Genomic DNA, 23,392 nt, shown 5'->3' with positions numbered 1-23,392 from the left:
CGCGTGCCCCCTCGGTCGACGGCAGGAAGCCGGTACGTTCTTGGTTCGTGACGCCATCGCGACAGGACTTCTCCGGCATCATGTTGTGGGGAGCCCCGACCCTGGAACCGGCGACGTGGAGCCGTGGTCCGTCAGCACCATCCGGTTCGAGAGCACCGCAACGGGCGTCTGGGATTTCCATACCCACCACGAACATGAACTGCTGTGGTCGGCGGGTGGGACCGTCACACTCGAAGCGTCCGAACACCTCTGGATGGTTCCGCCGATGCTCGGCATCTGGATACCCGCAGGCACGCCACATAGAGTTCGCTCCGATCACGGCGCCGTCATCTTCGCGACGTACCTGAATCCGGATCATGTCGAGGCCGACCGGACGACAGTGGTCGGCATACCCATGACCGGTGCACTTCGGGAGGTGTTGTTACACAACGAGAACAACGCCATGCCCGACCCGAAGCGACCACGGCTTCAGCAGGTGGCAATCGACCTCATCCATCCTGTTCAGGCCGCGAGTCTCGACATTCCGTTGCCGAGAACGCCTGACCTTCTTTCGATTGCCCGGCAGATCATCGCCGATCCGGCGGACGACCGCACCACTTCCGACTGGGCGCGCACCATCGGCGTGAGTGGCCGGACCTTGATGCGCCGCTTCCAGGCCGACACCGGCACGACGCTCACTCAATGGCGAATTCTGGTGCGCGTCCGCGTTGCATTGATCGAGATCGCCGCAGGCAAACCTGTCGTCGCCGTGGCCCGCGGCCTCGGGTATGCCAACCCTGGAACATTCATCGACCTGTTCAGGCAGGTCATCGGCCACACCCCCGCCGCGTACTTCCGCTCGTTCTCACCTGTCACGAAACCGCATCAGAATGGCACCAAACCCGCACGGGTGACACGTTAGCGTCGTTAGGCAAGGCAAACCATGTTGCCCGAACACGTTGGAGAACACCACAAATGCACCACCGCCGCCGTTTTGCCAGGTCTATCGCGCTCGCGGTCGGCGCGATCCTGATCGGCACGCTCGCCTCGTGCAGCTCGTCCGACGACCAGCCCTCGCCTTCGACCGAGACCATCGACTACAGCTTCGCGGGGTACTCCGCCCAGATACCTGCCGACCCGCAGCGAGTGGTTGTGATCGACTCCCGGACGTCCCTCGAGTTCGCACTTCTCGCCGAATACCCGATCGTTGCCCTCGATTACGACGAGTCGAGCCATCTCGCATCCAAGGTCCCTGCCGATGCGGGGCACCTGGGCGGCAATCTCAGCAAAGAGGACGTGCTGAGCTACAACCCGGACCTGATCCTCATCTCCGTCGGCTGGTACGAGAGCTACAAGTCGAAGAACCTCACTTTCGAGGACATCGCACCGGTTCTGGTGATCCAGGACGGCAGCTCGCCCGACAAGGAGACCGAATCACTCGGCGGTCCTATGGGATTCATGGGCGAGCAACTGGCACTGCTGGGCAAGACCGAAGCCGCCTCGGCAGCACAGGCGCGCTATCAAGATGCTCTCGGCGCCGCTCGCGACGACGTCGGTTCCGTCGCGCAAACCAAGACGATCGCCTTCGTATCGCTGATCGAGGACAAGTTCTTCGTGTTCAACACCCCGAACAACCTGACCGTCGACGTAGCGTCGTCACTCGGGTACACGATCCTGTCCAACGACGCGATCACCGCCGCCCAATCGGCCGCGATCGGTGGCTACAGCGCCGAATTCGGTTGGGAGAATGCGGATGTGCTCGCCGACGCCGATGTCGTCGTTGCCCAGAATCTCGACTCCTGGCCGGGCAACCCGGCGTGGGATCGTGTTCCAGCCGTGGCCCTCGGCAATGTCGCACCGCTCGACTACGACGACAAGGTCGGATTCGCACTCACCTACACGGACTTCCTGAACAAGCTGACGGACATCACCCGCAGCCTGAAGTGAGGTTCACTGGTAATACCACTTGACCTCTCACCAGTGGGCGTTTACGGTCAGTACATGTTCCAACCCGTTGCACGTACCTCGGCCTCCGGCGCAGTCTTCGACCAGATTTCCGTGAAAGTACTGGCCGGAGAGCTGGCTGCAGGTGAAGCCCTGCCCAGTGAGCGGAAACTCGCCGAGGCGTTCGGCGTCTCCCGGCCCGCCGTCCGAGAAGCAATCCAGAAGCTCGCCCAGGCCGGACTGGTAGAAGTCCGCCAGGGCGAGTCCACGTCGGTGCGTGATTTCCGACGCCAGGCCGGACCCGAACTTCTCCCCCAGTTGCTGGTCAGAGACGGCGTCCCCGACCTGACCGTCGTGCGCAGCGTACTTGAAACTCGTGAACTGATGGGACCGCAGATCGCGGTGCTGGCCGCCCGTCGCATCTCCGCAGAATCTGCCCGGAAACTCGACACGGCCGTGGATCAACTAGGGGCCACCGAAGATCCAGTGGAGTTGCAAGACCGCGCTCTGGTGTTCTGGGACGTCGTCGTCGACAGCGCGGATTCCATCGCCTTCCGCTTGATCTTCAACAGCCTGCGCGCCGCGTACGAGCCGGCCATGACTGCACTTGCCTCCGTCATGGTCGCCGAAGTCGGCCAGACCGACCTGTATCGAAAACTGGCTTCCGCCATCACTTCACACGACGAGTCAACCGCCGAGGCGTCAGCAGCGCAGCTCCTCCACACCGGCACGACTGCGATCAGCGACGCTCTCACCTTCCTGGAAGGACTGAAACCATGAGCAAGCCCCTCACTCTGGCCGACGCCGCACGGACGTTCCGCAAGTCACCGACGCCGTGGATGATCGGCACCATGCTGCTGGCCGCCGCGGCGGCGCGCATCTCGTTGGGCGACTGGCAGATCACCGACGCACTGGTTCCACTCGTGATGCTTGCCGCATTCCCCTTCGTGGAGTGGGTTATTCACGTGTTCGTTCTACATTGGAAGCCGCGGACCATTGCCGGCGTCACCCTCGATTCACGCCTGGCGCGCAGCCATCGGGAGCACCATTTCGCCCCGCGAACCGTCTCACTCATCTTCATTCCGTGGCAGACACTCCTGATCGTGATTCCTGTCCTGACGGCCGTCGCCCTCCTGGCATTTCCCCGCGTCGAACTCGGCCTGACGTTCCTGACCTGCATTTCCGTCCTCGGTTTCGGCTACGAGTGGACCCATTTCCTCATCCACAGTGACTACAAGCCGAAAACTGCTCTCTACCGGTCGGTTTGGCGCAACCATCGCAACCATCACTTCAAGAACGAACACTACTGGTTCACCGTCACCACCGCGGGAACGGCCGATCGCGTACTGGGCACGTATCCCGACCCCAAATCCGTCGAGACATCCCCGACGGCCAAGAACCTGCACGGCACCGCGTCGAAGCTGTGAACAAACGTCGATTCCTGGCCCCCAGCTGGCAATGAACTTGAACGTGACTGTGTATCAGTGATTTTCGTTGAAACTCGCCAGAACCGTGCTTAGTGTCGGTGGAGTAAGAAGTTCGAAAACCGCTGTAACCGAAGGACACAACACATGTTCAACGATGTATTCAACAACGTCATTCACCCGATGGTCACGAACTTCCAGCAGTTGGGCCCTCAGCAGTTCATCCCCCAGCAGTTCATTCCGCAGGGCGTGTTCCAGCAGGCGCCGCAAGCAGCCGAGCAGGCTGTGACGATTTTCGGTAGCTGATACCGCAATCCACAGATAGCGCCACTCAGGGGTCGTCCGTCCAATATGCTGGACGGACGACCTGAGTGCCTCCGCCTGACAAGGATCCCCATGACCGCGAACACCCCCGTCCACGCCTTCACCGACGACGCCCTGGGCGATCTCGACGCCACCGGCATCGCCGCCCGGATCGAATCGGGCGAGGTGACCGCGCGGGAAGTCATGGAGGCGTCGATCGCCCGGGCAGAGGCGGTTCAGGGCCAATTGAACGGCCTGGCCTGCACCGATTTCGACCGTGCCCTCGCCAGAAGCAACCGCCCCGCCAAGGGCGTCTTTGCCGGTGTCCCCACCGCGATCAAGGACAACACCGACAGCGCCGGCCTCCCCACCCAGCAGGGCAGCACCGCCTTCACCGCGGTCCCCGCAAAGGCCGACAGCGATTTCGCGAAACAGTTCCTCTCCACCGGGGCCATCTCGATCGGCAAGACCCGGCTGCCCGAGTTCGGATTCAGCGCGTCTACCGAATACATGGCCGAAGAGCCCGTCCACAACCCGTGGAACCCGGCGTATTCGTCCGGCGCTTCATCGGGTGGCGCTGCCGCACTGGTTGCTGCCGGAGTCCTCCCGATCGCGCACGCCAACGACGGTGGTGGATCGATTCGCATTCCCGCCGCTGCCTGCGGACTGGTCGGACTCAAACCCACTCGCGGCCGTACCATCGCCGATCCCGCCGACAAGTCGATGCCGATCCGGCTGATCGCTCAGGGCGCCGTCACCCGCACGGTTCGCGACACTGCACGATGGATGTCAGCGGCCGAAAGTTACTACCGCAATCCACGACTCGCACCGGTTCGCCTGATCGAAGGACCCAGCTCAACCCGCCTGCGCGTCGGCGTGATCACCGATTCCGTGACAGTCACCAAGACCGACGACGAGACGCGCAAGTCCGTCGAAGCCACGGCCGAGCTCCTTGCCGGCCTCGGCCATCACGTCGAAGACGCGGCATTGCCCGTCGGCCCGGAATTCATCGAAGATTTCAGTATCTACTGGGGATTCCTGTCGTTTGCCATCTCCACCGGTGGCAAACAGATGCTCGGACCCGACTTCGGCAAGTCCGGCACCGACAACCTCACCAAGGGCCTGTACTCGCTGTACCGGAAGAACCTGGTGAAGACGCCGCGCGTGCTCTATCGCCTGCGACGCCTCCAGCAGCAGTACAGCGCCATGTTCTTGAAGTACGACGTCGTGCTTTCGCCGGCTCTGGGACACACCACCCCCGAGCTCGGATACCTCTCCCCCGCTCAGCCTTTCGAGGAACTCTTCGACAAGTTGATCGCGTACACGTCGTTCACCCCGCTCAACAACATCTCCGGCGGCCCCGCGATTTCGCTACCGCTGCATCAGACCAGCAACGGTTTGCCGTTGGCTTCGCATTTCTCCGCCGATCTCGGCGATGAGCGCACGCTCCTCGAATTGGCCTTCGAACTGGAAGAGGCTCAGCCCTGGAGAAGAATCCAGGACTGAGCCCCACCCGGTCAATACTGTCAGTCGCGCGGCAACCCGAGCATGCGCTCACCGATCACGTTGAGCTGCACCTCGGTTGTGCCGCCGTAAATGGTGGTGGCACGTCCCGAAATGAGCTGCTCCATCGCCTTGTCGCTGGGCTGACCTGGGATGCTGACCGCTCCGGCAGCACCCAGTTCGGCGACGACGAACTCGGCGATCGACTGGCTGATCTTCATCGCCAACAGCTTGCCGACGCTCGACGTTGTGCTCACGTCGATGCCCGAAAGTTGCTTGAGCACAACGCGAGAGCCGATGAGGTCGATCGCCTGGCTCTCGGCCACCAGCTCGCCGACGCGGTAGCGACCGATCGGGCTCAGGTCTGCCGACTTCGCGAACTTCAGCAGATCGGAGTCCGAGGCGTACGCCTCCATCTTCTGGCTCAGCGCGACGCGCTCGCCGGCCAGCGTCGTACGCGCGACGTTCCAACCGTCGTTGACCTCGCCGACCACGTTCTCGTCGGGGATGAACACGTCGTCGAGGAACACCTCGTTGAACAGCGCCGAGCCCGTCATCTCACGCAGCGGTCGGACGGTGATGCCCGGCGTCGACATGTCCAGCACGAAGTACGTGATGCCCTGATGCTTCGGCTTGGTGGCGTCCGTACGGGCGATCAGCATTGCCCAGTCGGAGAACTGCGCAACCGTGGTCCAGATCTTCTGGCCGGTGATCTTCCAACCGCCGTCGACCTTTTCGGCCTTCGTGGACAATGACGCGAGGTCGGAACCAGCACCGGGCTCACTGAAGAGCTGGCACCACACCAGCTCACCCTGCAGGGTCGGTACTGCCAGTTCCTGCTTCTGCTTGTCCGAACCATGCGCCACGACGGCCTGCACTGCCCAGGTGCCCATCAGGAGCTGTGGCATCGAGATACCCGCAGCCTTGATCTCCTGGGAGATGACGATCTGCTCGAGCGGAGCGGCGCTGCGCCCGTAGGGCTTCGGCAGGTGCGGCTGAACCCAGCCGCCGTCGCCGAGCGCGATCAGCTGGTCGTCCTCGTCGAGCTCGACCAACTTGGCAAGCTCGGCCGCGATGTCGCCGCGGATCTCCTCTGCCTCCGCCGGCAGTTCGAGAACGGAAGCCCGGCTGACACCGTCGAGCGCCTGCTGCGCAACACGATTGGCACGATCCTCGCGAGTACCGAGAATGCCGCGGATCGAGAGCGCGCGGCGGTAGTACAGGTGGGCGTCGTGCTCCCACGTGAATCCGATACCGCCGTGGACCTGCACACAATCCTGCGCTACCTGCACTGCGGCGTCCGGCACGATGACCGCGGCGATGTCGGCGGCAAAATCTGCCGTGTCGTCGCCCTTGTCCAATGCGCTTGCCGCATCCCACACAACGGCGCGTGCCTGCTCGAGCGCAATGCCCATCTGCGCGCACTTGTGCTTGACGCCCTGGAACTGGCCGATGGGTCGCCCGAACTGCACGCGTGTCTTGGCGTACTCCGACGCGGTGGAGACGCACCAGGACATGACGCCGACGTCTTCGGCACCGAGAACGACTGCGGCAATGGACCGTACCCGCGCCTCGGTGAGACCGTCGAGTATCCGTTCGGCGCTGATCTGAACATTGTCAGCTTCGATCCGCGCACTGCCGCGCAGCACGTCGATGCTGTCCTGCACGGTGATCGAGACCGCGCTGCTCTCGAGCACCGCATAGCGAACACCCTCGGGCAACTGGATCGGGACCAGCAGCACGTCGGCGTGTTCACCACCGAGCACACCGTCGAGTGCGCCCGCGATCGTGTACCCGCCGTCCGACGACTCGGCCGCAAACGGCGCACCCAAGGCGACTGCTGCCGTACGACTTCCGTCGATCAGACCGGGCAGAAACTCCAGACCCGCCTTGGAATCGGCGGCACCGAGAACTGCGCTTGCCAATACCGTCGGAACGAACGGGCCGGGAGAGACAGTGCGGCCCAATGCTTCCAGTGCCACCGCCAAGGTCAGCAGACCGGCGCCGTGACCACCCTGTTCTTCCGGAACCGCGAGCCCGAGAAGGTCCTGCCCGACCAGTGCCGTCCAGAACTGCGGGAACTTGTCCTCGGTCCGCGACTCCACCGCCGCGCGCACCTGCTCGGTGGTGATGGTGCGCTCGGCAAAGGAGCGCACCGAATCTGCGAGTGCGGTGTGCTCCTCGCTCAGCCCGAGGCCGAGTTCGTATGCGTTGCGTGCCATGCGCTTACAGACGTTCTGCGAGGTCGGCGGTGGTCCAGGGACCCTCGCTCTCGATGGTGTTCACACCGTGCCAGCCGGCGAGTTCCGTGATGGCTCCGCCCTGAACGGCGTACACCTTGCCGGTGAGCTTGCAGTCCGCGGCCGCGAGATAGGCCACCAACGGTGAGATGTTGGACGGCGCGAAGGCGTCGAACTCGCCCTCGGGTACCTCGGCGGCAAACAGTGCCCCCATGCCGGGTGTCGCCAGCGTCAGCCGAGTGCGTGCAATCGGCGCAATTGCGTTGACGCGCACGCCGTATCGATCGAGCTCGTCAGCGGCCACCAAGGTCAGGGCTGCGATGCCCGCCTTGGCGGCACCGTAGTTACCCTGGCCCGCATTGGGCATGAACGTACCCGAAGCCGACGCAGTGTTGATGACCGAAGCATTGACGGTCTCTCCCGCCTTGCTCTGGTCCTTCCAGTAGGCGGCAGCGTGGTGCAGCGTCGCCGCGTGCCCCTTCAGGTGCACGGCGATGACTGCGTCCCACTGACTCTCGTCCATGCCCGCGATGAAGGCGTCGCGAAGAATGCCGGCGTTGTTGACCAGCACGTCGAGTCGACCGAACTCGCTGACGGCCTGCTTGACGAGGCCCTCGGCCCCGTCCCAGGTGGCAATGTTGTCTGTGTTGGCAACGGCCTTGCCGCCTGCAGCGACGATCTCGTCGACTACTTGCTGTGCGGGACCGGCATCTGCGCCGGATCCGTCGTTTGCTCCGCCGAGATCGTTGACCACGACGCTCGCACCCTCGCGAGCGAAGAGCAGCGCATGCTCACGGCCGATGCCGCGTCCTGCTCCGGTGATGATCGCTACGCGACCGTCGAGACTTCCCATCAGTTCAGATTCCCATCAGTTCAGTTGTCGGACATGAAGACTCATTTGTCGGAGATGACCGCGAGGCCGTCCTTGATGACGAGGTCACCGACCGCACTGGTTTCGTACGAGTACGACGTGGCTCCGTCCGCCGAACCCGACTTGTAGAACACCGTCTCGATGTCCTGGGTCGGGAGGACCGGCTTCGCGAATCGCACTGCGAGACGGCGCAACCGCTCGGTCTCTCCGCCCGCCAGTTCGGTCAGGGCGCCCCATGACGTGAACGCCATCGTGCACAGTCCGTGGTTGATGATTCCGGGCAGCCCGGACATCCGAGCGATCTCCTCGTCGAGGTGGATCGGCATCGGATCGCCGGAGGCCGGTGAGTACCGGAACGTCTGGTCCTCGTCGATGTGCTGATTCACCACCGCAGCCGGACTACCCGCGCGAAGAGCGTCGTCGAATCGGTGTTCGGGAGCCTTCTCGCCCAGTCCGGGGCCCGCGTCGACCTTGCGGAAGAATGCGGTCATCCACTGCTCGTTGACCAATTCACCCTTGTCGGTTTTGGTTTCGATGTAGATGACGACGGTGGAACCGTTGTCGCGGCCCTCGAATCCGATGGGTTTTGCCCGGGCCACCAGATGGTCGCCGGGGTAGATCGGACGGTGGAACAGGAAGTCCTGCTCACCGTGAACGAGCTTCATCAGCAGTTCCACCGGTGCCACCGACAGCGCTGCCGGTGCCATCGACATGAAGACGGGTACCACCGCGAAGACCGGCGGAGCGATCTCGCCCTTCAGATGTCGCTCGATGGGATCGTTGGTGGCAGCGGCATATTCGGCGATGCGCTCGGCCGTCACCTCGAAGTGCTCCGGATCAGTCCATACGTCCAGCCCGGACGTATCGAATTCGACCGCGTTGGTCTTCGGTGTTGTCATCGAGCGTTATCCGACCAACTCGGCGAACTTGGCCAGCGAGGCCTCGAGGTCAGCCTTGGCGTTCTTGGCAACTGCCTTGCCGATCGGTCCGACGATCATGGTGCCCTTGAAGCTGGCGTCGACGGTTGCCTTCGAGCCCGAACCGTCGGCCTCGACCGAGAGAACGAATTCGACGGTGACACCGGCCATTCCGGTACCGGCAATCTTGACCATCTTCGGAACCTCGACCTCTTCGACGGTCCACTCGATCTTGTTGGCCATACCCATCACGGAGACGACCTCGGTGAACTTGGCGCCCAACGCAACCTCGGTGGGGAGTTCACTCTTCCAGCCCTGGTGAATGGTGAGCCACTCTTCCCAACGAGACAGGTCGGAGAGCGCATCCCAGGTCTTCTCGGGGGATGCGGGCAGTACGGCGGAGACGGAAACGGAAGCCATGATGAAACTCCTAGTGGGTAGCTAGCGGATTGAGGGTGTGATTCAGCGTGCGTAGGGCTTGTATGCGGTCACGACAACTGCGCCGCCGAGTCCGATGTTGTGTTGGAGGGCGACCTTCGCGCCGTCGACCTGACGCTTGTCGGCGGTGCCGCGGAGCTGCCAGGTGAGTTCGGCGCACTGTGCGAGGCCGGTTGCGCCGAGGGGGTGCCCCTTGGAGATGAGGCCGCCGGACGGGTTGACGACCCAGCGTCCGCCGTAGGTGGTGTCGTCGGCGTCGACGAGCTTGCCGCCGTCACCTTCGGCGCACAGTCCGAGCGCCTCGTAGGTCAACAACTCGTTGGTGGAGAAGCAGTCGTGGAGTTCGATGACGTCGACGTCGTCGGCGGTGATCCCGGCCTGCGCGTACACCTTCTCAGCGGCCTTACGGGTCATGTCCGCGCCGACAAGACTGATCGCGCTCTTGTCCTCGAAGGTGCTGTTCATGTCGGTGACCATGGCCTGTCCGACGATCTCGATCGCCTGAGCAGCGAGCCCGTGCTTCTCGACGAATGCTTCGCTGGCGATGATCGCCGCGCCGGATCCGTCCGAGGTAGGCGAGCACTGGAGCTTGGTGAGCGGCCCGTGGATCTGCCGTGCTTCGAGGATCTGCTCGAGGGTGTACTCGTCCTGGAACTGCGCGTACGGGTTGTTCAGTGAGTGCTTGTGGTTCTTGACGGCGATCTTCGCGAACTGCTCTGCAGTGGTTCCGAAGCGTTCCATGTGCTCGACGCCGGCCGCGCCGAACATGTACGGAGCGGGCGGCATCGCGAACTCCTGCAGCTCGGCGAGAGCGAGGAGGTGCCGCATGAGTGGCTGTTCACGGTCGTCGTAGGTGGATCCGAGGGACCCGGACTGCATCTTCTCGAAGCCCAGCGCCAAGGCGCAGTCGGCCTGACCACTCTTGACTGCCTGCGTGGCGAGGTAGAGCGCGGTCGATCCCGTCGAACAGTTGTTGTTGACGTTGACGATGGGGATTCCCGTCAGACCCAACTCGTAGACAGCCCGCTGACCTGCGGTGGACTCGCCGTAGACGTAGCCGACGTATGCCTGCTCGACCTCGGTGTAGTCGATACCCGCGTCTTCGAGCGCCTTGGTACCCGACTCGCGTGCCATGTCGGGGTAGTCCCACTCGCGGGCTCCCGGCTTCTCGAACTTCGTCATGCCGACGCCGACGACAAAAACCCTGTTACTCATTGCCACTCCTGAAGAGAACGGTATCTGTGTGTGACACGCTGTCCCACCAAAGTATGTGAGACATCTTGTCCAGTCAATGGCGGGGTGAGTATCGTTCGATTTATGACAAAAACAGCCGAGTCGGCGCAGCCCGACGGGCGCAGCACTCGCTGGAACGATCACAAGGAGCAGCGCAAAGCGCGGATCCTCGACGCAGCACTCGATGCAGTCAACGAAGGCGGCGCCGACGTCGGCGTCCAGCAGATCGCCGAGCGCGCCGACGTCCCCCGTTCCGTTGTCTACCGAATCTTCAAGGATCGAGCCGACCTCGACGAGCAGCTGCGAGTCCGCATCCTCGAGATGATGATGACCGACCTGACACCCACTCTCACGCCGCAGGGCACGGTCGGCGAGGCCATCTCACGGGCAGTCGAGACCTACCTCCAATGGATTGTGAAATATCCACGACTGCACCACTTTTTAGGCAAGGGCTCGCCGAGCACGCGGGCCACCGGTTCGAAAGTGGTGACCGGAACCAAGACGGCCATCGCCGTCCAGTTGGGAAACCTCTTGGGCGCGATCCTCACCAGCCGTGGCAAACCGTCGAAGATGGCGGAGCCCTTGGCTTTCGGCGTGATCGGATTGGTCGACGTCAGCGTAAACCGTTGGCTCAGCCAGCCGGGTTCCGATGTGACCAGTGCGGAATTGGCCGAGTTCCTCGAGCGTTCCATCTGGCAGGTTCTGGACGGCAATCTCCGGAGCATCGGCGTCGACATAACTCTGTCGACTCCGATCGCCGACCTGTGACCGTCACCGAACTACCCTGGGCACTCGACGGATGCAGCCTTCAACTGATCCACGTTCCATCACTCGCCCTCCACGCGCTGGGTGAAGATAACGCGGCTCTCGCAATGGAACTCGCGCCGAACCTCCTGACCCCGTATCTCCTCGGCGAAGAATGCCAGGGCTTGTGGCGCTACCGGAGCAAGCAGATAGCAGAGAATCCCCTCGACAGCGCGTGGATCACCCGCATCGCCGTCGATGCCCGCACCTCGGCGCCGGTGGGGTTGGCCGGATTTCACGGCCGCCCCGATGCGCGCGGGATGGTGGAGATCGGATATCGCATCGACCCGGCGTTCCGGCGCCAGGGACACGCTCGAACTGCTCTCGAGATACTTCTGGACATCGCCAGTCGCGAATCCGAAGTACACGTCGTTCGAGCGACCGTCAGCCCGGACAATGCTGCGTCTCGAAACCTGATCAGCCAGTACGGTTTCAACGAAGTCGGTGAGCAGTGGGACGAAGAAGACGGTCTGGAAACCATCTTCGAAGTCAGCGCCTCTCCGGAACCGTGACAGCCATCAACCCGCTGGTGCTGTCGGTCCAGTGAATGGCACGATCCTCCAGCATTACCGGCGTCCACAACCTGTATGTCTTCACCTGATGGTGATGACGACACAGGCATTGGAGGTTGGTCACAATGGTCCACCCACCACGCCGCGGATCGGACGGATCGAATTCGGTGATGTGGTCGAGTTGGCACCTGTTTGCGGGCACCGAACAGCCAGGGAACCGGCAGTGACCGTCGACGGCCCGCACCAGCGCTGCCAGTGCCGCTCCCGGAGCATAGGTCAGCGCACCGGGAGGTGGATCGGGCTGGGCGCCATGCCCATCCGATCTTCGAACTATGTCCGGGGTTCTCGCGACCAACCGTTGCATTGCCCGAATCCGATCTCCGCAGCCTTTCGGTTCGCGACTTAGGCGATCACGTCGGGTGACAAGCGGGAGTGCAGTCGAAGCATGTTGTCGGCGCGGTCGATTCCCGGCGGCCTGGGCGCGGAAGTCGGCGAACAAAGCCTGCCAGGTGGAATCAGCAGCAAGCTCGCGAGCAAAATCGGGGTCGATCGGCCCGTATCCGTCGATGCTCGCGGCATCTGACGTCAATCCGAGAAGCGTCGCCAGGTCACACACGATGTGCAGCAGAGGCTTCCGACGTGAGGGCGCAGTCGATCGAGCTGGGGTGGATGCTGCCTCGCACGTTTCGCTGCCACACTGGCAAGTCAGCCCCTGTTCGCCGTGCAGGAGAGCAACCAGCGCGTCAGCCCGGCGCGTCGAGACGTTTCGTGGATCGCGGTTACAGACGCTTCCGGCGGCCTCGTTGATCAGGCCGAGCGCCTCGACGGCCTCGTTTGCGCTGAGTGTTGCCTGCAACTGTGCCAGACCGTGACGATCGGCACGCGTGCGAACGTCGCGGTGCTCCAGCATCTTCCGGCGACGTTCGGCGGCAGCATCCGGATCGTAGGCAAACAGCTGACGTTCGATGTCACGCTCCAATTGACCGGGCGGAAGACGGTGCGCGGAGGCAAGTATTCGGCGCTCGAGTGCTGCGATCGCTTCGGGGTCGGCCCCGGTGAGCCCGTCGACGATCTTGCGCACACGCGCATAGTCCAGCTCGCCGGCAGCGAAAGCCGCCTTGGTGAGCGGAAGGAACTCGCGCAGGGCGTCACCGATCTCGATGTGGACTTCGGCAGTACGACGTGAGCACGTGAGCATGACCGCGATCTCGTTGCACGCGATCCGCCACGCCTTGTCGACATCACCGGACACATCGAGTTCCGCATTGAATCTCGACTCCGACAACATCGATGCGCCGAGCACCTTCTGCGCGGCGAGCATGTTCTCACTCTGCGCCGTCGCAAAAAGCATGTCCGGCAACACGAGTGGGTCGACGACAGGACGGCTGTCATCTACGACTGTCCCCACACCGCCCGCCGATCTATTATCGAACATACATTCGATACTAGATCGACCCACCGACAAGAAAGCTAAGTCGCCGGTTTGTATCCCTTCCCCTGCATCCAGGCGAGCACATCCAGCACCCGGATCGCCGGAATGGCATCGTCCAGTCCGGCCCGAACGCGCAAGTCGAGCAATCGCACGTGCAACTCTCCGTCGCACAAGGCCTCTCGTACGGGTTCCAGATGGGCAGCCTTCGTTCCCAACTCCCGCCCGATGACGTCGTCGTAGATCGGGTAGAGCCGCGGACGCTTACGGGCGATGAGCTTGGATGCCATCGTGCGCCCGACGCCGTGAATCTCTCGGAGCGCCGTTTCCAAACGCCACACCGGAGATTCCGGAGTGAAGGGGTCGGGTTCGTTCGAAAGATCGCGATCCGGTCCGACGTCAACCAGAAGGTGGTTGAGCTCGGCGTTGTTCTCGCCGAGAAGAAAGAAGGCTCCCTGAGCCGGAACCTGAACCGACAAAAGCGTCACCGCAACAAGATCTTCTGCGGTGAAGATGTTTGCATCACGATCGCGATTGCCACTGGGATCCCAGGAATCCCACAGTGCGCCGGTTCGCAGATAACCCGTCTTGCGGAGCGGTCGTGTGAAGTATTCCTGCAGCACGTCGACCGCGCCGTCATCGTCCCCGTCTCGCAGCACACGCGGGAGTCGGATGGGCAACTGATCAACCATGGTCGAGTGACCTTTCCAGTACATATTTGGCGAACCCGGAGTTGTGGTACTGCCGAAATGGACCCTTGCCCTTGGCAACAAGATGCTCCGCGAGTGGACGAACCGTCGTCATGTCGACGGGCAGTTGCGCAAACTGCTCCAACGCATCCGAGTCCTCGAGACTGCAGTCGATCACGGTCCCGTCGCCGTCGGCCGACGCCAACTCCGTGCGTCTGATGGCGACCAGATCGTGCTTGGCATCGAGTTCTTCGATGCTGCAGCCGGTTCGCGACTCCAATGCCGAACTGGAAACGTACACGGACATGACGTGCTCGATCGGCTCACCGCCGACCAGATGGCACTCGACGCTCAGAATCTCCATCGGACCGATGTTGAGAGTGAACAAGCGATGGCGCTCCGCCGATCGATTTGTCGAAGGCAGGCAACTGATCGTCCACTGTTCGATCTCGACGGCGGCGGGCGCGTCGAACGCGTAGGAGAGAACTTCGGCAATCAGCTCGGCAAGATCTTCGAAGAGCGGGTCGCGCTGCAACCGCTCGAAATTCTCGACAGAAGCGGCGGGACGCACAGGCGCCTTGCTCACGCAGGTCCCCTCTCGTCCGGTGCTTTGCTCTCAGACCTCGCGTCCAAGGTACCCAGCCCGGCGCGGGTCTTGCGCGTTCGCCCTCACATGCACCCTCGCGTTATGGTTCTCGACACGCACCACCGCCTTACCGATCGCTAACTCGAGGAGCACACGAAGTGGAAATCAAGGGAACCGCAGCACTGGTCACCGGAGCGGCATCAGGCCTGGGCGCCGCAACAGCCAAGCGCCTCGCCGACGCCGGCGCTACCGTCTTCGGCCTGGATCTGCCCGCGTCGATCGAGCGCGCAGGTGACAACGTCCCCGCCGGCGTCACCCTCATCCCCACCGACGTGACCAGCGGCGAAGAGGTCGAAGCAGCGATCAACCAGATCGTCGAGTCGGGCTCCCCGCTGCGCATCGTCGTCAACTGTGCCGGTGTCGGCTGGGCCGGACGCATCCTGTCCAAGAAGGGCCCGCACGACCTCGAGCTGTTCCGCACGGTCATCACCGTCAACCTGCTCGGTACCTTCAACGTCATGCGCCTGGCCGCCGACGCCATCGCCAAGACCGAGGCCGTCGACGAGTCGGGCCAGCGCGGCGTTGTCATCAATACCGCTTCCGTTGCCGCCTTCGAAGGCCAGATCGGCCAGATCGCGTACTCCGCCTCCAAGGGTGGCGTGCACGGCATGACTGTTCCGGCTGCCCGCGACCTCGCGCAGTTCGGCATCCGCGTCAACACCATCGCTCCCGGCATCATCGACACCCCGATGCTCGCAGGCGTCACCGACGAGTACCGCAAGGGCCTCGAAGCCGGCGTCCCGTTCCCGTCGCGTCTGGGCCAGCCGTCCGAGTACGCACAGCTCGCGCAGATGATCGTCGAACACGACTACCTCAACGGCGAGACCATCCGCATGGACGGCGCACTCCGCATGGCGCCGCGCTAACCTCCCTGCTGTGCGCCTTTATTAACCGCCCGCGGTTAATAAAGGCGCACAGTTGTCAGAACGAATGAAAATACCCACCGCTGGTTTGTGCAGTTGCGCTCAGATATTCGGCCACCTCGGCCGCGGGTATCGGCCGACTGATGTAGTAACCCTGAACCAATTCGCAACCGGCGGTGCGCAGGAGCCTCAACTGGTCGGCCGTCTCCACGCCTTCCGCCAATGACTGCATTCCGAGCGCCTTCGACACCTCGACCACCGACGTGACGACTGCCGAATCACCCTCGCTCAATTCGGTGATGAACGACGGTCGATCTTGAGAATGTCCAATGGCAGTTTCTTCAAACTCTCGAAAGACGAATAGCCGGTCCCGAAGTCGTCCAGGGCGATCGCAATCCCGGTGGCACGCAGACGATCCAGTTCGGCGACGGCAAGCTCCTCTACCGCTCCCGTCTCTGTGATCTCCAGCTGGAGCCGTTTGCTGGACAGACCGGACGCCTCCAGCGCATCGTTCACGGCCGATCCGAAGCCGGACGACATCAGTTGCACCGGAGAGACATTCACCGTCACGTAGGTGTCATCGGGCCACGTCGTCGCTTCAGCGCAGGCCATGTGTAAACCTGAAGCCCCAGCGGGACGATCAAACCCGTCTCTTCCGCGACGTCGATGAAAATGTGCGGCGCAAGCACTCCACGCACCGGATGATTCCAGCGAAGCAGTGCCTCGAAACCCTCGACGCGGCCGGTGTCCGCACGAACCTGCGGTTGGTAGTACAGCTCGAACTGCCGAGACTCGATCGCAAGCCCAAGCTCTTGCAGGGCCGATGCTCGCTCCCTGGCCCGCGCGCGCAGGACCGGCGAGTATTTTCCGACCCGGTTCTTGCCGGCGGATTTTGCCGCATACAGCGCCAGGTCCGCGGACATGACAAGCGTGTCCGCGTCTTCGGAATCTGCCGGTGAGCTGGCATAACCGATCGATGCACGAACCTCGATGCGATTCCCCCGCACGAAAAACGGCTCACGCAATGCGCCCAGATAGCGGGCAAACACCTCGCCGCCGTCCCCTGTTCCCCGCAGGACGACGCCAAATTCGTCGCCCCCGATTCGCGCACACATGGCGCCGTCGACCAATCGATTGAGCCGTGCAGCAACGGAAATCAACAATTTGTCACCGACAGGGTGCCCCAGCGTGTCGTTCACCGACTTGAAATTGTCCAGGTCGAGGATGCCGACCAGAACCTGCTCGCCGGTCCGGACGGTGCCGAGTGCGTCGGACAGCTCCGAGCCGAACGTCCGGCGATTAGGGAGCCCGGTCAGTCCGTCGGTTGCAGCAAGCCACAGAATGCGCCGCTCGTAGTTGTACTTCTCGGTGATGTCCGAGCCCACACCTCGCCAACCCACGAACTCCATGGCCTCGGAAAGCCTGGGATGACCCGACAGAGACCACCATCGGTCGACGCCGCCAACACGAACGGGAACGACGACCTCACGAAACGGCATGAGGCGGTCGAGGTGATCTCCGATGACCTGGACCGCGGCTCGACCACTCTTCGTCGAACCGACGTCGAGCCGATCCAACAATCCGCGCAGCGACAGGGTTCGCAGGTCGGAGACGGGAACTCCCGAGATCTGTGACAGCCGAGCGGAGGTGTGCGACAACGTCCCGGTGGTGTCGACTTCCCACAGCCAGTCGCGTGACCCGCCCTCGAAATCGTCGAGAAGTAAACTGACCGTCTGGCGCTCGGCAGCAGCCTCGAACTCTGCAAGACAACGACTTCGGAACGACGCCCACAGATAGACAACGCCGACGCACAGAATGCTGATGTAGACGACGAGTTGAAACGAAAGGACGAAGTACTCGGCCGTCGCCCCGGCAAGCATGACGAACAACAATCCCAGACCGTGCACCAGAATCCAGGCCAAACCCAGCGACCGAACAGTCGACAGCGCAACTGCACCGGCACCCACCACGCCGGCGATGGTCGCGATCAGAACCAGCTTTCGCGAACCGTCTATCACCGGAAGCATCTCGGCTGCAAGGATCGTGTACAGAACGCCCAGCAGTACCACCTCGAGCATCAGTGCCCAGTAGTCGTACCGCGTCGTGTGCTTGGGCGAATAGCTCTCTCCCTGAATGACCCTCGGCAACCACACACGCACCGAATTGAGAATGACTGCGAGCGCTGCCGCTCCCCAGATCACACGGAAATCTTCGCGCCCCGGAGGCACGACATAGGCCAGCAAGGCGCATGCACTGAAGAAATTCGCGACGTTGGCCAGTGGAGCGACCGTTGTCACTTGGCGGACTTGGCGCGCGAAGAGGTCACGTCGCTCGACGTCAGACAGTTCGGCGTCGCTCGCACTCGAAGTCAGCCTGCTCAGCATTCAATACCCTCCATCGTGGAGCCGACCAGATGAAGGTAGCGCGGATACGGGTTCCAGACACACGATGACGAGAAACTTCGAATCGAAACATCCTGTTAAATAGGACGTTTCAGACAATAGCGACAGAGGTCAGTGCTACAGCTCGGAAGCCAACGGAATTTCCTTCTCCGCGCGGTCCGTCATCCACTCACGTAGGACCTTGGTGGCAATGACGTCGTCCTCGTTGTACTGCAGGATGCGTGTCCGTTGCGTCTCGTCCGGCTCACCGTCGTAGCCGACCGCCTCGCGGTACCACGCCATCGACGCTTCACCACCAGCTTCGGCGTCACGCCAGTTGAACCCGGCCACGGGCGCAATCTTCTTGAGTCCCTTGCCGTTCGGGCAGATGAACTGATCACTCACCGCTTGATAGATGTCGACCCACTGCGGGCTGTCGATGAACTCACGGATCTCGTCCTTGCTCGGAATCCCGGGTTCACCGGCAAACCTGCGCGCCGAGTCCAACAACCACTTGTCCTCGGCCGAACGCGAATAGCAGTATGCGGCAAAGGTTTTACCCGAAGCAGCCGCCGCGGCACGCTCCGCCATCAGCCAACCCCAGAACTCCGCGAACGACCGCGCCTCGTCACGCGTCGGCAGCGGATCCCACGTCGCGAATCCTCGATACATCGAGAAGCCACCGACATTGAGCAACGTTCCCCACAGGTAGGCGCCGTGCTCCTGATAGCTCTCCATGTCGACGTCGATCTCGATGTCCGCCCGGGTCACCGAGATCTTCTCGAACCGCCGCACCAACGGGGCGTCTGCCAACCACGCCTTCGCGATCACCACTGCGTCGTCGAAATTTCCGTGCGGCCAATCCTCGAGCGGCTCACCTTCCCAGGCGGCCAACTGATCGATCGTGTTGCAGCCGACATCACGCAGAAGCTCGGCTCGCGATCCGACAGCGACAAGGCTGACGTCGCGGTTTCGGACCAACTCCTGCTTGCATTCGGTCCACCACGGGCACGATTTGCACTCGCTCACCTGTGACGGGGACGTCAGCACCTCACCGCGGGCAACAGCGATGCGGTCGGCGAAACGCTCGTCGTAATCGTCGAGAATCGCGCTGAGGTCGTGGACGAGGATGCAGTCGCCGTTGTAACCGATCGCGCCGGCTGTCAGAGACGGGCTAGCCAGCCCACGACGCTCGAGCATCCGATAGACCTGCGCGACGCGCATCTGATCGCGGACCTGACTGCGGACCTTGCGTTTGGGATCGACCGCTGGCTCCCAGTCGAAGAGCCCCGAGGTGATCGCGCCCTGGCCTGGATCGGTCACCTTGTGATTGACGACAATGACAGGGATGTACCCGCCGCCTCCCTCGTCACGGATGAGCATTTCGCATCGGCCCTTGCGGCCGGTGTCTCGCTCGACCGGCAACACGGCGCCCCAGATCCGGTCCGCGCCGGCCTCACAGGCAGCCAGAGTGTCTCGAGCCTGAGCCGACGCCGATTGATCGGGGTTGATCTTCACCCAACGCGCGGGAGCAGCACCGATCACCAGTTCGGCGATCTCGGCACGCTTTGCGATCGCGGCATCCTGGCGTTGCTTCACGCCGGTGTCGACGGGTTCCGAAGCCGATTTCCCGGGAAACAACCCGTCCAGACGCACCCGATGGCGGCATCGGGTCAACGCCCCCGAATCGATGATCGGGAGCTGGGGCGCGGGGTTGTTAACGGAACACACGATGACGAAGATTATGTGCTCCCCTAGGCTGAAGCCGAAGCGCAGGTACCTGGCAACACACAAACACCTGGAAACGGGGTCCTTTTCGATGGGGTTGTTCAAGAAGCGAAAGTCTCGTGCCACCCGCAAGGCGGAGGCAAAGGCTCTCAAGCACAAGGCTGAGGTCGAGGCGAAGCTCAACGCCAAGAGCCAGCGTAAGCGCGACAAGGTCGAGACCAAGTCGCTCAAGAAGCTGGAGAAAGCCGAGATCGAGTCACAGCACAAGATCGAAAAGGCGCAAATCGCGACCCTGAAGGCGCAGGAGAAGGCTGCTGCGAATCAGGGCCTGACCGTCGCCAAGGTTCGCAAGTACCTGGGCGTGGCACGTCTGCTTGCCCCTGTTCTCCTGCCGATCGCGTACCGCGCGGCTACGGCAGTTCGCGCCCAGCTCGACACCACGCGCGCACAGAAGATGGGCATCGCCGTCGACCAGCTCGGCGACTACACCGGTCACGGCGCGAAGTTGAGCGCTCGTATCGCCGGTGCCGAGAGCTCGGTCACCGAGATCCTCAGCCGCAAGCCCGACGACGCGGAGACGCAGCGTTTCGCTGCCGCCATCCGTGAGCGCCTCGGCGATCTCAGCACGGCAGTTCGTGCTGCCGAGCAGATGCCGCAGGCTCGCCGAAAGGCAGCTCATCAGGCAATTTCTTCCGAACTCGACGGCGTCGAAGCAGATCTGCTCGCACGCCTCGGCGTGCGCTAGACCTGAGAAAGACAGTGAGAGCAGCCGAGCAGACCGCGACCCTCCGGGGGACAGCTGTCGGTTCCGCTTCGGCTGCTCTCGCTGTCGCTGCGCACGGAATCGGTGGAGGTGAGCTGCCACAGTCGTCTTCGCTGACCCTGCTGCTCGCAGTCTGCGCAACCGTCGGTGCCGTCACAGCCACCCTCCCCGCCCTCTCGCGGGGGCCCGCCGCCCTGATCGTGGCTCTGGGCCTGGGTCAGCTTGCCGCGCACACCACCATGACGCTCTCCGAGCACGCTCATTCGCCCGCTCCGGGATTGGTGATGCTCGGTGCTCACGCCGGTGCCACCGTCGCCTGTGCGCTGGCGGTCCTGGCTGCCGAGCGCCTCTACCGGGTTGTCACTCACGCTCTTCACGTCGTCCTGGCGTCCCTGGCGCCCGCCGCCGTCACTTCCCGCGGCCACACCGTCTCGACCGGAATCCATCACGGACCTGTCGACGCTCTGCTTCGCGCCAGCATCTCGCGGCGCGGTCCTCCTGCCCTGGTCTGAAGATTCGTAGAACTCCCCACCCCTTCACCAGACCAGAGGACACTTCCCGACATGAAGAACACCCTGATTTCGCGTGCGGTTGTCACGACCGTCGCTACCGGCAGCGCGGTGCTGCTGGCCGCCGGAATTGCTTCAGCACACGTCAGCGTCGTCGCACCGGGAGCCACCCAGGGCGGATACTCCGTTCTCACGTTCCGCGTGCCCACCGAATCCGACACCGCTTCGACCACCAAGCTGACGGTGGCACTCCCCGACCTCAAGTCGGCACGTACCGAACCGATGCCCGGCTGGACCGCTGTCGTGGAGAAGGACCCCACCTCGCTGGTCGCGAAGTCCGTGACCTGGACGGCCGATCCCGGCGTCGGCATCGCCCCCGGCCAGTTCCAGCAGTTCGTCCTTTCTGCCGGCCCGCTGCCGGAGCAGGAAGAGGTCGAGTTCAAGGCCGTCCAGACGTACAGCGACGGCAACGTCGTCAACTGGGATCAGGAAGAGCTTGCCGACGGCAGTGAGCCGGACAAGCCCGCGCCGACGCTGACTCTCGCCGCGTCCACCGGTGACGCGCACGGAGCGCCCTCTGCCGATAACACTGCCGAGACGTCCGCTGCCTCCGAATCTTCTTCGTCGGACAACACCGCCCGCTGGCTCGGCGGCGTCGGCCTGGTGCTCGGCGCGTTGGGCGCTGCACTCGGCCTCGGCGCACTGGTCAGGAGCAAGCGCTGATGAGTACCCGGATCAAGGTCATCGCCGTCGGCATGCTCGCGATGCTGGCCACGATGCTCGGAATGGGCACAGCCAGCGCGCACTCCGCAGTGGTCGGTTCCAACCCCGAAAACGGTGCGTCGATTCAAGTTGCACCCGATACGGTTTCGGTCACGTTCAACGAGGCCCTGCAGGCGCAGTTCGCGGCACTGACCGTCACCGGTCCCGACGGCAACCTCTGGACCAAGAGCGATCCGTCCGTCGAAGGTCCCACTGTCAGTGCAGACCTCGGTGATCTCGGGCCGACCGGCGTCTACACGATCGCGTACCGCGTCACCTCCGCTGACGGCCACCCCGTCAACGGAACCCTGACGTTCACCCTCACCGAGGCGGGGTCGGGCACTCCCGGCGCTGCCGCCGCGTCGAGTACGGGTGAGTCGGAGTCCGGCAGCATGCCGGTGTGGATCTTCATCGTCGCCGGCGTCGTCGTGTTCGGCGGTGCGCTGTTCTTCGTGCTCCGTAAGCCGAAGTCGAGCTGATCGCGTGACGGGTACGGCAAACAGGTGGTGGTTGCTGTTTGCCGTACCCACAGCTCTGCTGGGAGTCCTGATCGCCTGGGGGCTCGCGAGTCCGTCAGGACCCGAATCGTCGAGCACGGTCCGCGTTCTCGCGATCGGATGCGGCTCGTTGACGCTCGGCATCGCGACGCTTGCCTGGATGGGCCGCAGTGAACGCCGCCCGGCAACATCCCCCGCCGTCATGTGGACTCAGCTCACCGCGGTGGCAGCAGTGTGGCTCGTCGCCGAGATCACGCTCCTCGTGCTCAATGCCGCAGCGGCCGACGGCGCCCCGGTCACCTCGCTGACCATCGGGCACTTCGGCGCATTCGTCTCCGAGGTCAACGTCGGCCGCGTCGGCGTCGCGATCATCGCGTGCGCGTTTGCCGTCGTCTGTTACGGCATCTACGGATTCACAAACCCCGAGACGGTGCCCGTCGCACCGGCATTGGTCGTCTCCGCGTTGGCGCTCGCTGCCCGCCCGATCACCGGGCACATGGCGCAGCAGAGCTTCGGATCGATCCTCGACGCCGTTCACGTCCTCGCGGCGGCCCTGTGGTTCGGCGTGCTCGCCGCACTCGCCCTTGCCGTACCGTCGCGCGGTTCATGGGCGATCTGGTTGCCCAAGTACTCCGCCCTCGCCTGGCGATGCGTCCTCGCGTTGGTCGTCACCGGTATCGTCAACGCCGTTGTGCGACTCGACTCACTCTCCGCCTTCTACGACACCGCATACGGCCGGGTGATCCTCGCCAAGATCGTGGTGATCGCGCTGCTCGTCGCCCTGGGATGGTGGTGGCGCCGGACGTGGGTGGTCGTGAGTGCTGCACACCGCATGAGTTCGGACGGATCCCTGCGCCGCGCCATCGGTGAAGTTGTGTTCATGGCCATCGCTTTCGGGCTCGCCGCGGCCCTTGCGACAACTGCGTAAGACGTGCATCAGCGCAAGATTTCGTGACC

The 23,392-nt window shown here is 63.3% G+C and carries 23 protein-coding genes and 1 pseudogene; 14 read left to right on the top strand and 10 right to left on the bottom strand.

Translation table 11 applies throughout. From position 1 onward, the window contains the following. Positions 1-85 precede the first annotated feature (85 nt). The 6 genes from ABWI03_RS21210 to ABWI03_RS21185 all read left to right on the top strand — a co-directional run bounded on the left by ABWI03_RS21210 (position 86) and on the right by ABWI03_RS21185 (position 5,156). Positions 86-901, top strand: coding sequence for a helix-turn-helix domain-containing protein (locus tag ABWI03_RS21210; protein WP_353802314.1), 816 nt, complete (start codon positions 86-88; stop codon positions 899-901). A gap of 53 nt (positions 902-954) precedes the next feature. After that, the gene (locus ABWI03_RS21205; RefSeq protein ID WP_298774521.1) at positions 955-1,926 is read left to right on the top strand and encodes a TroA family protein; all 972 of its coding nucleotides are present in this window, start codon (positions 955-957) and stop codon (positions 1,924-1,926) included. Between the two features lie 54 nt (positions 1,927-1,980). After that, positions 1,981-2,703, top strand: coding sequence for a FadR/GntR family transcriptional regulator (locus ABWI03_RS21200; RefSeq protein ID WP_298774522.1), 723 nt, complete (start codon positions 1,981-1,983; stop codon positions 2,701-2,703). After that, positions 2,700-3,350 carry a sterol desaturase family protein gene (locus ABWI03_RS21195; protein WP_298774524.1) on the top strand — a complete coding sequence of 217 codons (651 nt, stop codon included), beginning with the start codon at positions 2,700-2,702 and terminating at the stop codon, positions 3,348-3,350. The genes ABWI03_RS21200 and ABWI03_RS21195 overlap by 4 nt, the downstream gene beginning before the upstream one ends. A gap of 144 nt (positions 3,351-3,494) precedes the next feature. After that, entirely contained in the window at positions 3,495-3,653 is a 159-nt protein-coding gene (locus ABWI03_RS21190; protein ID WP_003944172.1) for a hypothetical protein, read from the top strand. 90 nt (positions 3,654-3,743) lie between these two features. Next, a complete protein-coding gene (locus tag ABWI03_RS21185) occupies positions 3,744-5,156 on the top strand; it encodes an amidase (RefSeq protein WP_298774527.1) in 1,413 nt (470 codons plus the stop codon). A 20-nt stretch (positions 5,157-5,176) separates the two neighbouring features. Here the strand turns inward: ABWI03_RS21185 and ABWI03_RS21180 are convergent, their stop codons facing one another. The 5 genes from ABWI03_RS21180 to ABWI03_RS21160 are packed head-to-tail and all read right to left on the bottom strand — an operon-like array spanning position 5,177 to position 10,834. Beyond that, on the bottom strand, positions 5,177-7,375 hold the full coding sequence (locus ABWI03_RS21180) for an acyl-CoA dehydrogenase family protein (protein WP_298774529.1): 2,199 nt from the start codon (positions 7,373-7,375) through the stop codon (positions 5,177-5,179). A gap of 4 nt (positions 7,376-7,379) precedes the next feature. Then, entirely contained in the window at positions 7,380-8,246 is an 867-nt protein-coding gene (locus tag ABWI03_RS21175) for an SDR family oxidoreductase (RefSeq protein ID WP_007735961.1), read from the bottom strand. 41 nt (positions 8,247-8,287) lie between these two features. Further along, a complete protein-coding gene (locus ABWI03_RS21170; protein ID WP_296554451.1) occupies positions 8,288-9,163 on the bottom strand; it encodes a MaoC/PaaZ C-terminal domain-containing protein in 876 nt (291 codons plus the stop codon). A 6-nt stretch (positions 9,164-9,169) separates the two neighbouring features. Beyond that, complete coding sequence (locus ABWI03_RS21165) at positions 9,170-9,601, bottom strand: type II toxin-antitoxin system Rv0910 family toxin (RefSeq protein WP_095969428.1); 432 nt, start codon at positions 9,599-9,601, stop codon at positions 9,170-9,172. Positions 9,602-9,643: 42 nt separating this feature from the next. Then, on the bottom strand, positions 9,644-10,834 hold the full coding sequence (locus tag ABWI03_RS21160) for a lipid-transfer protein (protein ID WP_007735955.1): 1,191 nt from the start codon (positions 10,832-10,834) through the stop codon (positions 9,644-9,646). Between the two features lie 102 nt (positions 10,835-10,936). On the opposite strand from ABWI03_RS21160, the gene ABWI03_RS21155 reads away from it, so the two are divergent. Both ABWI03_RS21155 and ABWI03_RS21150 read left to right on the top strand, forming a co-directional pair. Beyond that, positions 10,937-11,620 carry a TetR/AcrR family transcriptional regulator gene (locus tag ABWI03_RS21155; RefSeq protein WP_095969427.1) on the top strand — a complete coding sequence of 228 codons (684 nt, stop codon included), beginning with the start codon at positions 10,937-10,939 and terminating at the stop codon, positions 11,618-11,620. Next, positions 11,617-12,168, top strand: a complete 552-nt coding sequence (locus tag ABWI03_RS21150; protein ID WP_298774532.1) for a GNAT family N-acetyltransferase — start codon at positions 11,617-11,619, stop codon at positions 12,166-12,168. Before ABWI03_RS21155 ends, ABWI03_RS21150 begins: the two co-directional genes overlap by 4 nt. Here the strand turns inward: ABWI03_RS21150 and ABWI03_RS21145 are convergent. The 3 genes from ABWI03_RS21145 to ABWI03_RS21135 are packed head-to-tail and all read right to left on the bottom strand — an operon-like array spanning position 12,146 to position 14,872. After that, positions 12,146-13,603 (bottom strand): HNH endonuclease signature motif containing protein, encoded by a 1,458-nt coding sequence (locus tag ABWI03_RS21145; protein ID WP_298774534.1) that lies wholly within the window; start codon positions 13,601-13,603, stop codon positions 12,146-12,148. The genes ABWI03_RS21150 and ABWI03_RS21145 overlap by 23 nt on opposite strands. A gap of 35 nt (positions 13,604-13,638) precedes the next feature. Continuing rightward, positions 13,639-14,289 (bottom strand): DUF6308 family protein, encoded by a 651-nt coding sequence (locus ABWI03_RS21140; protein WP_095969423.1) that lies wholly within the window; start codon positions 14,287-14,289, stop codon positions 13,639-13,641. Then, positions 14,282-14,872, bottom strand: coding sequence for a hypothetical protein (locus ABWI03_RS21135; RefSeq protein WP_166810289.1), 591 nt, complete (start codon positions 14,870-14,872; stop codon positions 14,282-14,284). Before ABWI03_RS21135 ends, ABWI03_RS21140 begins: the two co-directional genes overlap by 8 nt. Positions 14,873-15,030: 158 nt before the next feature. Between ABWI03_RS21135 and ABWI03_RS21130 the strand changes: the two genes are divergently transcribed. Continuing rightward, positions 15,031-15,798 (top strand): SDR family NAD(P)-dependent oxidoreductase, encoded by a 768-nt coding sequence (locus ABWI03_RS21130; RefSeq protein WP_003944195.1) that lies wholly within the window; start codon positions 15,031-15,033, stop codon positions 15,796-15,798. Positions 15,799-15,853: 55 nt separating this feature from the next. On the opposite strand, the pseudogene ABWI03_RS21125 reads toward ABWI03_RS21130, so the two are convergent. Continuing rightward, positions 15,854-17,204: pseudogene (locus ABWI03_RS21125) on the bottom strand (putative bifunctional diguanylate cyclase/phosphodiesterase). A 1,110-nt stretch (positions 17,205-18,314) separates the two neighbouring features. Then, complete coding sequence (locus ABWI03_RS21120; protein WP_298774939.1) at positions 18,315-19,871, bottom strand: TM0106 family RecB-like putative nuclease; 1,557 nt, start codon at positions 19,869-19,871, stop codon at positions 18,315-18,317. 124 nt (positions 19,872-19,995) lie between these two features. Here ABWI03_RS21120 and ABWI03_RS21115 point away from each other — a divergent pair, with 124 nt between their 5' ends. The 5 genes from ABWI03_RS21115 to ABWI03_RS21095 are packed head-to-tail and all read left to right on the top strand — an operon-like array spanning position 19,996 to position 23,363. Then, a complete protein-coding gene (locus ABWI03_RS21115) occupies positions 19,996-20,649 on the top strand; it encodes a DUF6474 family protein (protein WP_003944178.1) in 654 nt (217 codons plus the stop codon). Between the two features lie 14 nt (positions 20,650-20,663). Continuing rightward, positions 20,664-21,179, top strand: coding sequence for a hypothetical protein (locus ABWI03_RS21110; protein WP_095969421.1), 516 nt, complete (start codon positions 20,664-20,666; stop codon positions 21,177-21,179). Between the two features lie 51 nt (positions 21,180-21,230). Beyond that, a complete protein-coding gene (locus ABWI03_RS21105; RefSeq protein ID WP_095969420.1) occupies positions 21,231-21,899 on the top strand; it encodes a YcnI family copper-binding membrane protein in 669 nt (222 codons plus the stop codon). Further along, positions 21,899-22,417: a copper resistance CopC family protein gene (locus ABWI03_RS21100; RefSeq protein ID WP_003944137.1), complete on the top strand. Its 519-nt coding sequence runs from the start codon at positions 21,899-21,901 to the stop codon at positions 22,415-22,417. Before ABWI03_RS21105 ends, ABWI03_RS21100 begins: the two co-directional genes overlap by 1 nt. A gap of 4 nt (positions 22,418-22,421) precedes the next feature. After that, on the top strand, positions 22,422-23,363 hold the full coding sequence (locus ABWI03_RS21095; RefSeq protein ID WP_298774543.1) for a copper resistance D family protein: 942 nt from the start codon (positions 22,422-22,424) through the stop codon (positions 23,361-23,363). Positions 23,364-23,392: the final 29 nt, after the last annotated feature.

This window comes from Rhodococcus baikonurensis, assembly GCF_040489275.1.
In the GTDB taxonomy this organism is placed as follows: Bacteria; Actinomycetota; Actinomycetes; order Mycobacteriales; family Mycobacteriaceae; genus Rhodococcus_F; species Rhodococcus_F baikonurensis.
This window is presented reverse-complemented; position numbering and strand designations above follow the sequence as displayed.

Coding starts and splice junctions, on each gene's coding strand:
- ABWI03_RS21205 (WP_298774521.1), top strand. CDS start 955: ATGCACCACCGCCGCCGTTTTGCCAGGTCTATCGCGCTCGCGGTCGGC.
- ABWI03_RS21200 (WP_298774522.1), top strand. CDS start 1,981: ATGTTCCAACCCGTTGCACGTACCTCGGCCTCCGGCGCAGTCTTCGAC.
- ABWI03_RS21195 (WP_298774524.1), top strand. CDS start 2,700: ATGAGCAAGCCCCTCACTCTGGCCGACGCCGCACGGACGTTCCGCAAG.
- ABWI03_RS21190 (WP_003944172.1), top strand. CDS start 3,495: ATGTTCAACGATGTATTCAACAACGTCATTCACCCGATGGTCACGAAC.
- ABWI03_RS21185 (WP_298774527.1), top strand. CDS start 3,744: ATGACCGCGAACACCCCCGTCCACGCCTTCACCGACGACGCCCTGGGC.
- ABWI03_RS21180 (WP_298774529.1), bottom strand. CDS start 7,375: ATGGCACGCAACGCATACGAACTCGGCCTCGGGCTGAGCGAGGAGCAC.
- ABWI03_RS21175 (WP_007735961.1), bottom strand. CDS start 8,246: ATGGGAAGTCTCGACGGTCGCGTAGCGATCATCACCGGAGCAGGACGC.
- ABWI03_RS21170 (WP_296554451.1), bottom strand. CDS start 9,163: ATGACAACACCGAAGACCAACGCGGTCGAATTCGATACGTCCGGGCTG.
- ABWI03_RS21165 (WP_095969428.1), bottom strand. CDS start 9,601: ATGGCTTCCGTTTCCGTCTCCGCCGTACTGCCCGCATCCCCCGAGAAG.
- ABWI03_RS21160 (WP_007735955.1), bottom strand. CDS start 10,834: ATGAGTAACAGGGTTTTTGTCGTCGGCGTCGGCATGACGAAGTTCGAG.
- ABWI03_RS21155 (WP_095969427.1), top strand. CDS start 10,937: ATGACAAAAACAGCCGAGTCGGCGCAGCCCGACGGGCGCAGCACTCGC.
- ABWI03_RS21145 (WP_298774534.1), bottom strand. CDS start 13,603: ATGTTCGATAATAGATCGGCGGGCGGTGTGGGGACAGTCGTAGATGAC.
- ABWI03_RS21140 (WP_095969423.1), bottom strand. CDS start 14,289: ATGGTTGATCAGTTGCCCATCCGACTCCCGCGTGTGCTGCGAGACGGG.
- ABWI03_RS21115 (WP_003944178.1), top strand. CDS start 19,996: ATGGGGTTGTTCAAGAAGCGAAAGTCTCGTGCCACCCGCAAGGCGGAG.
- ABWI03_RS21105 (WP_095969420.1), top strand. CDS start 21,231: ATGAAGAACACCCTGATTTCGCGTGCGGTTGTCACGACCGTCGCTACC.
- ABWI03_RS21100 (WP_003944137.1), top strand. CDS start 21,899: ATGAGTACCCGGATCAAGGTCATCGCCGTCGGCATGCTCGCGATGCTG.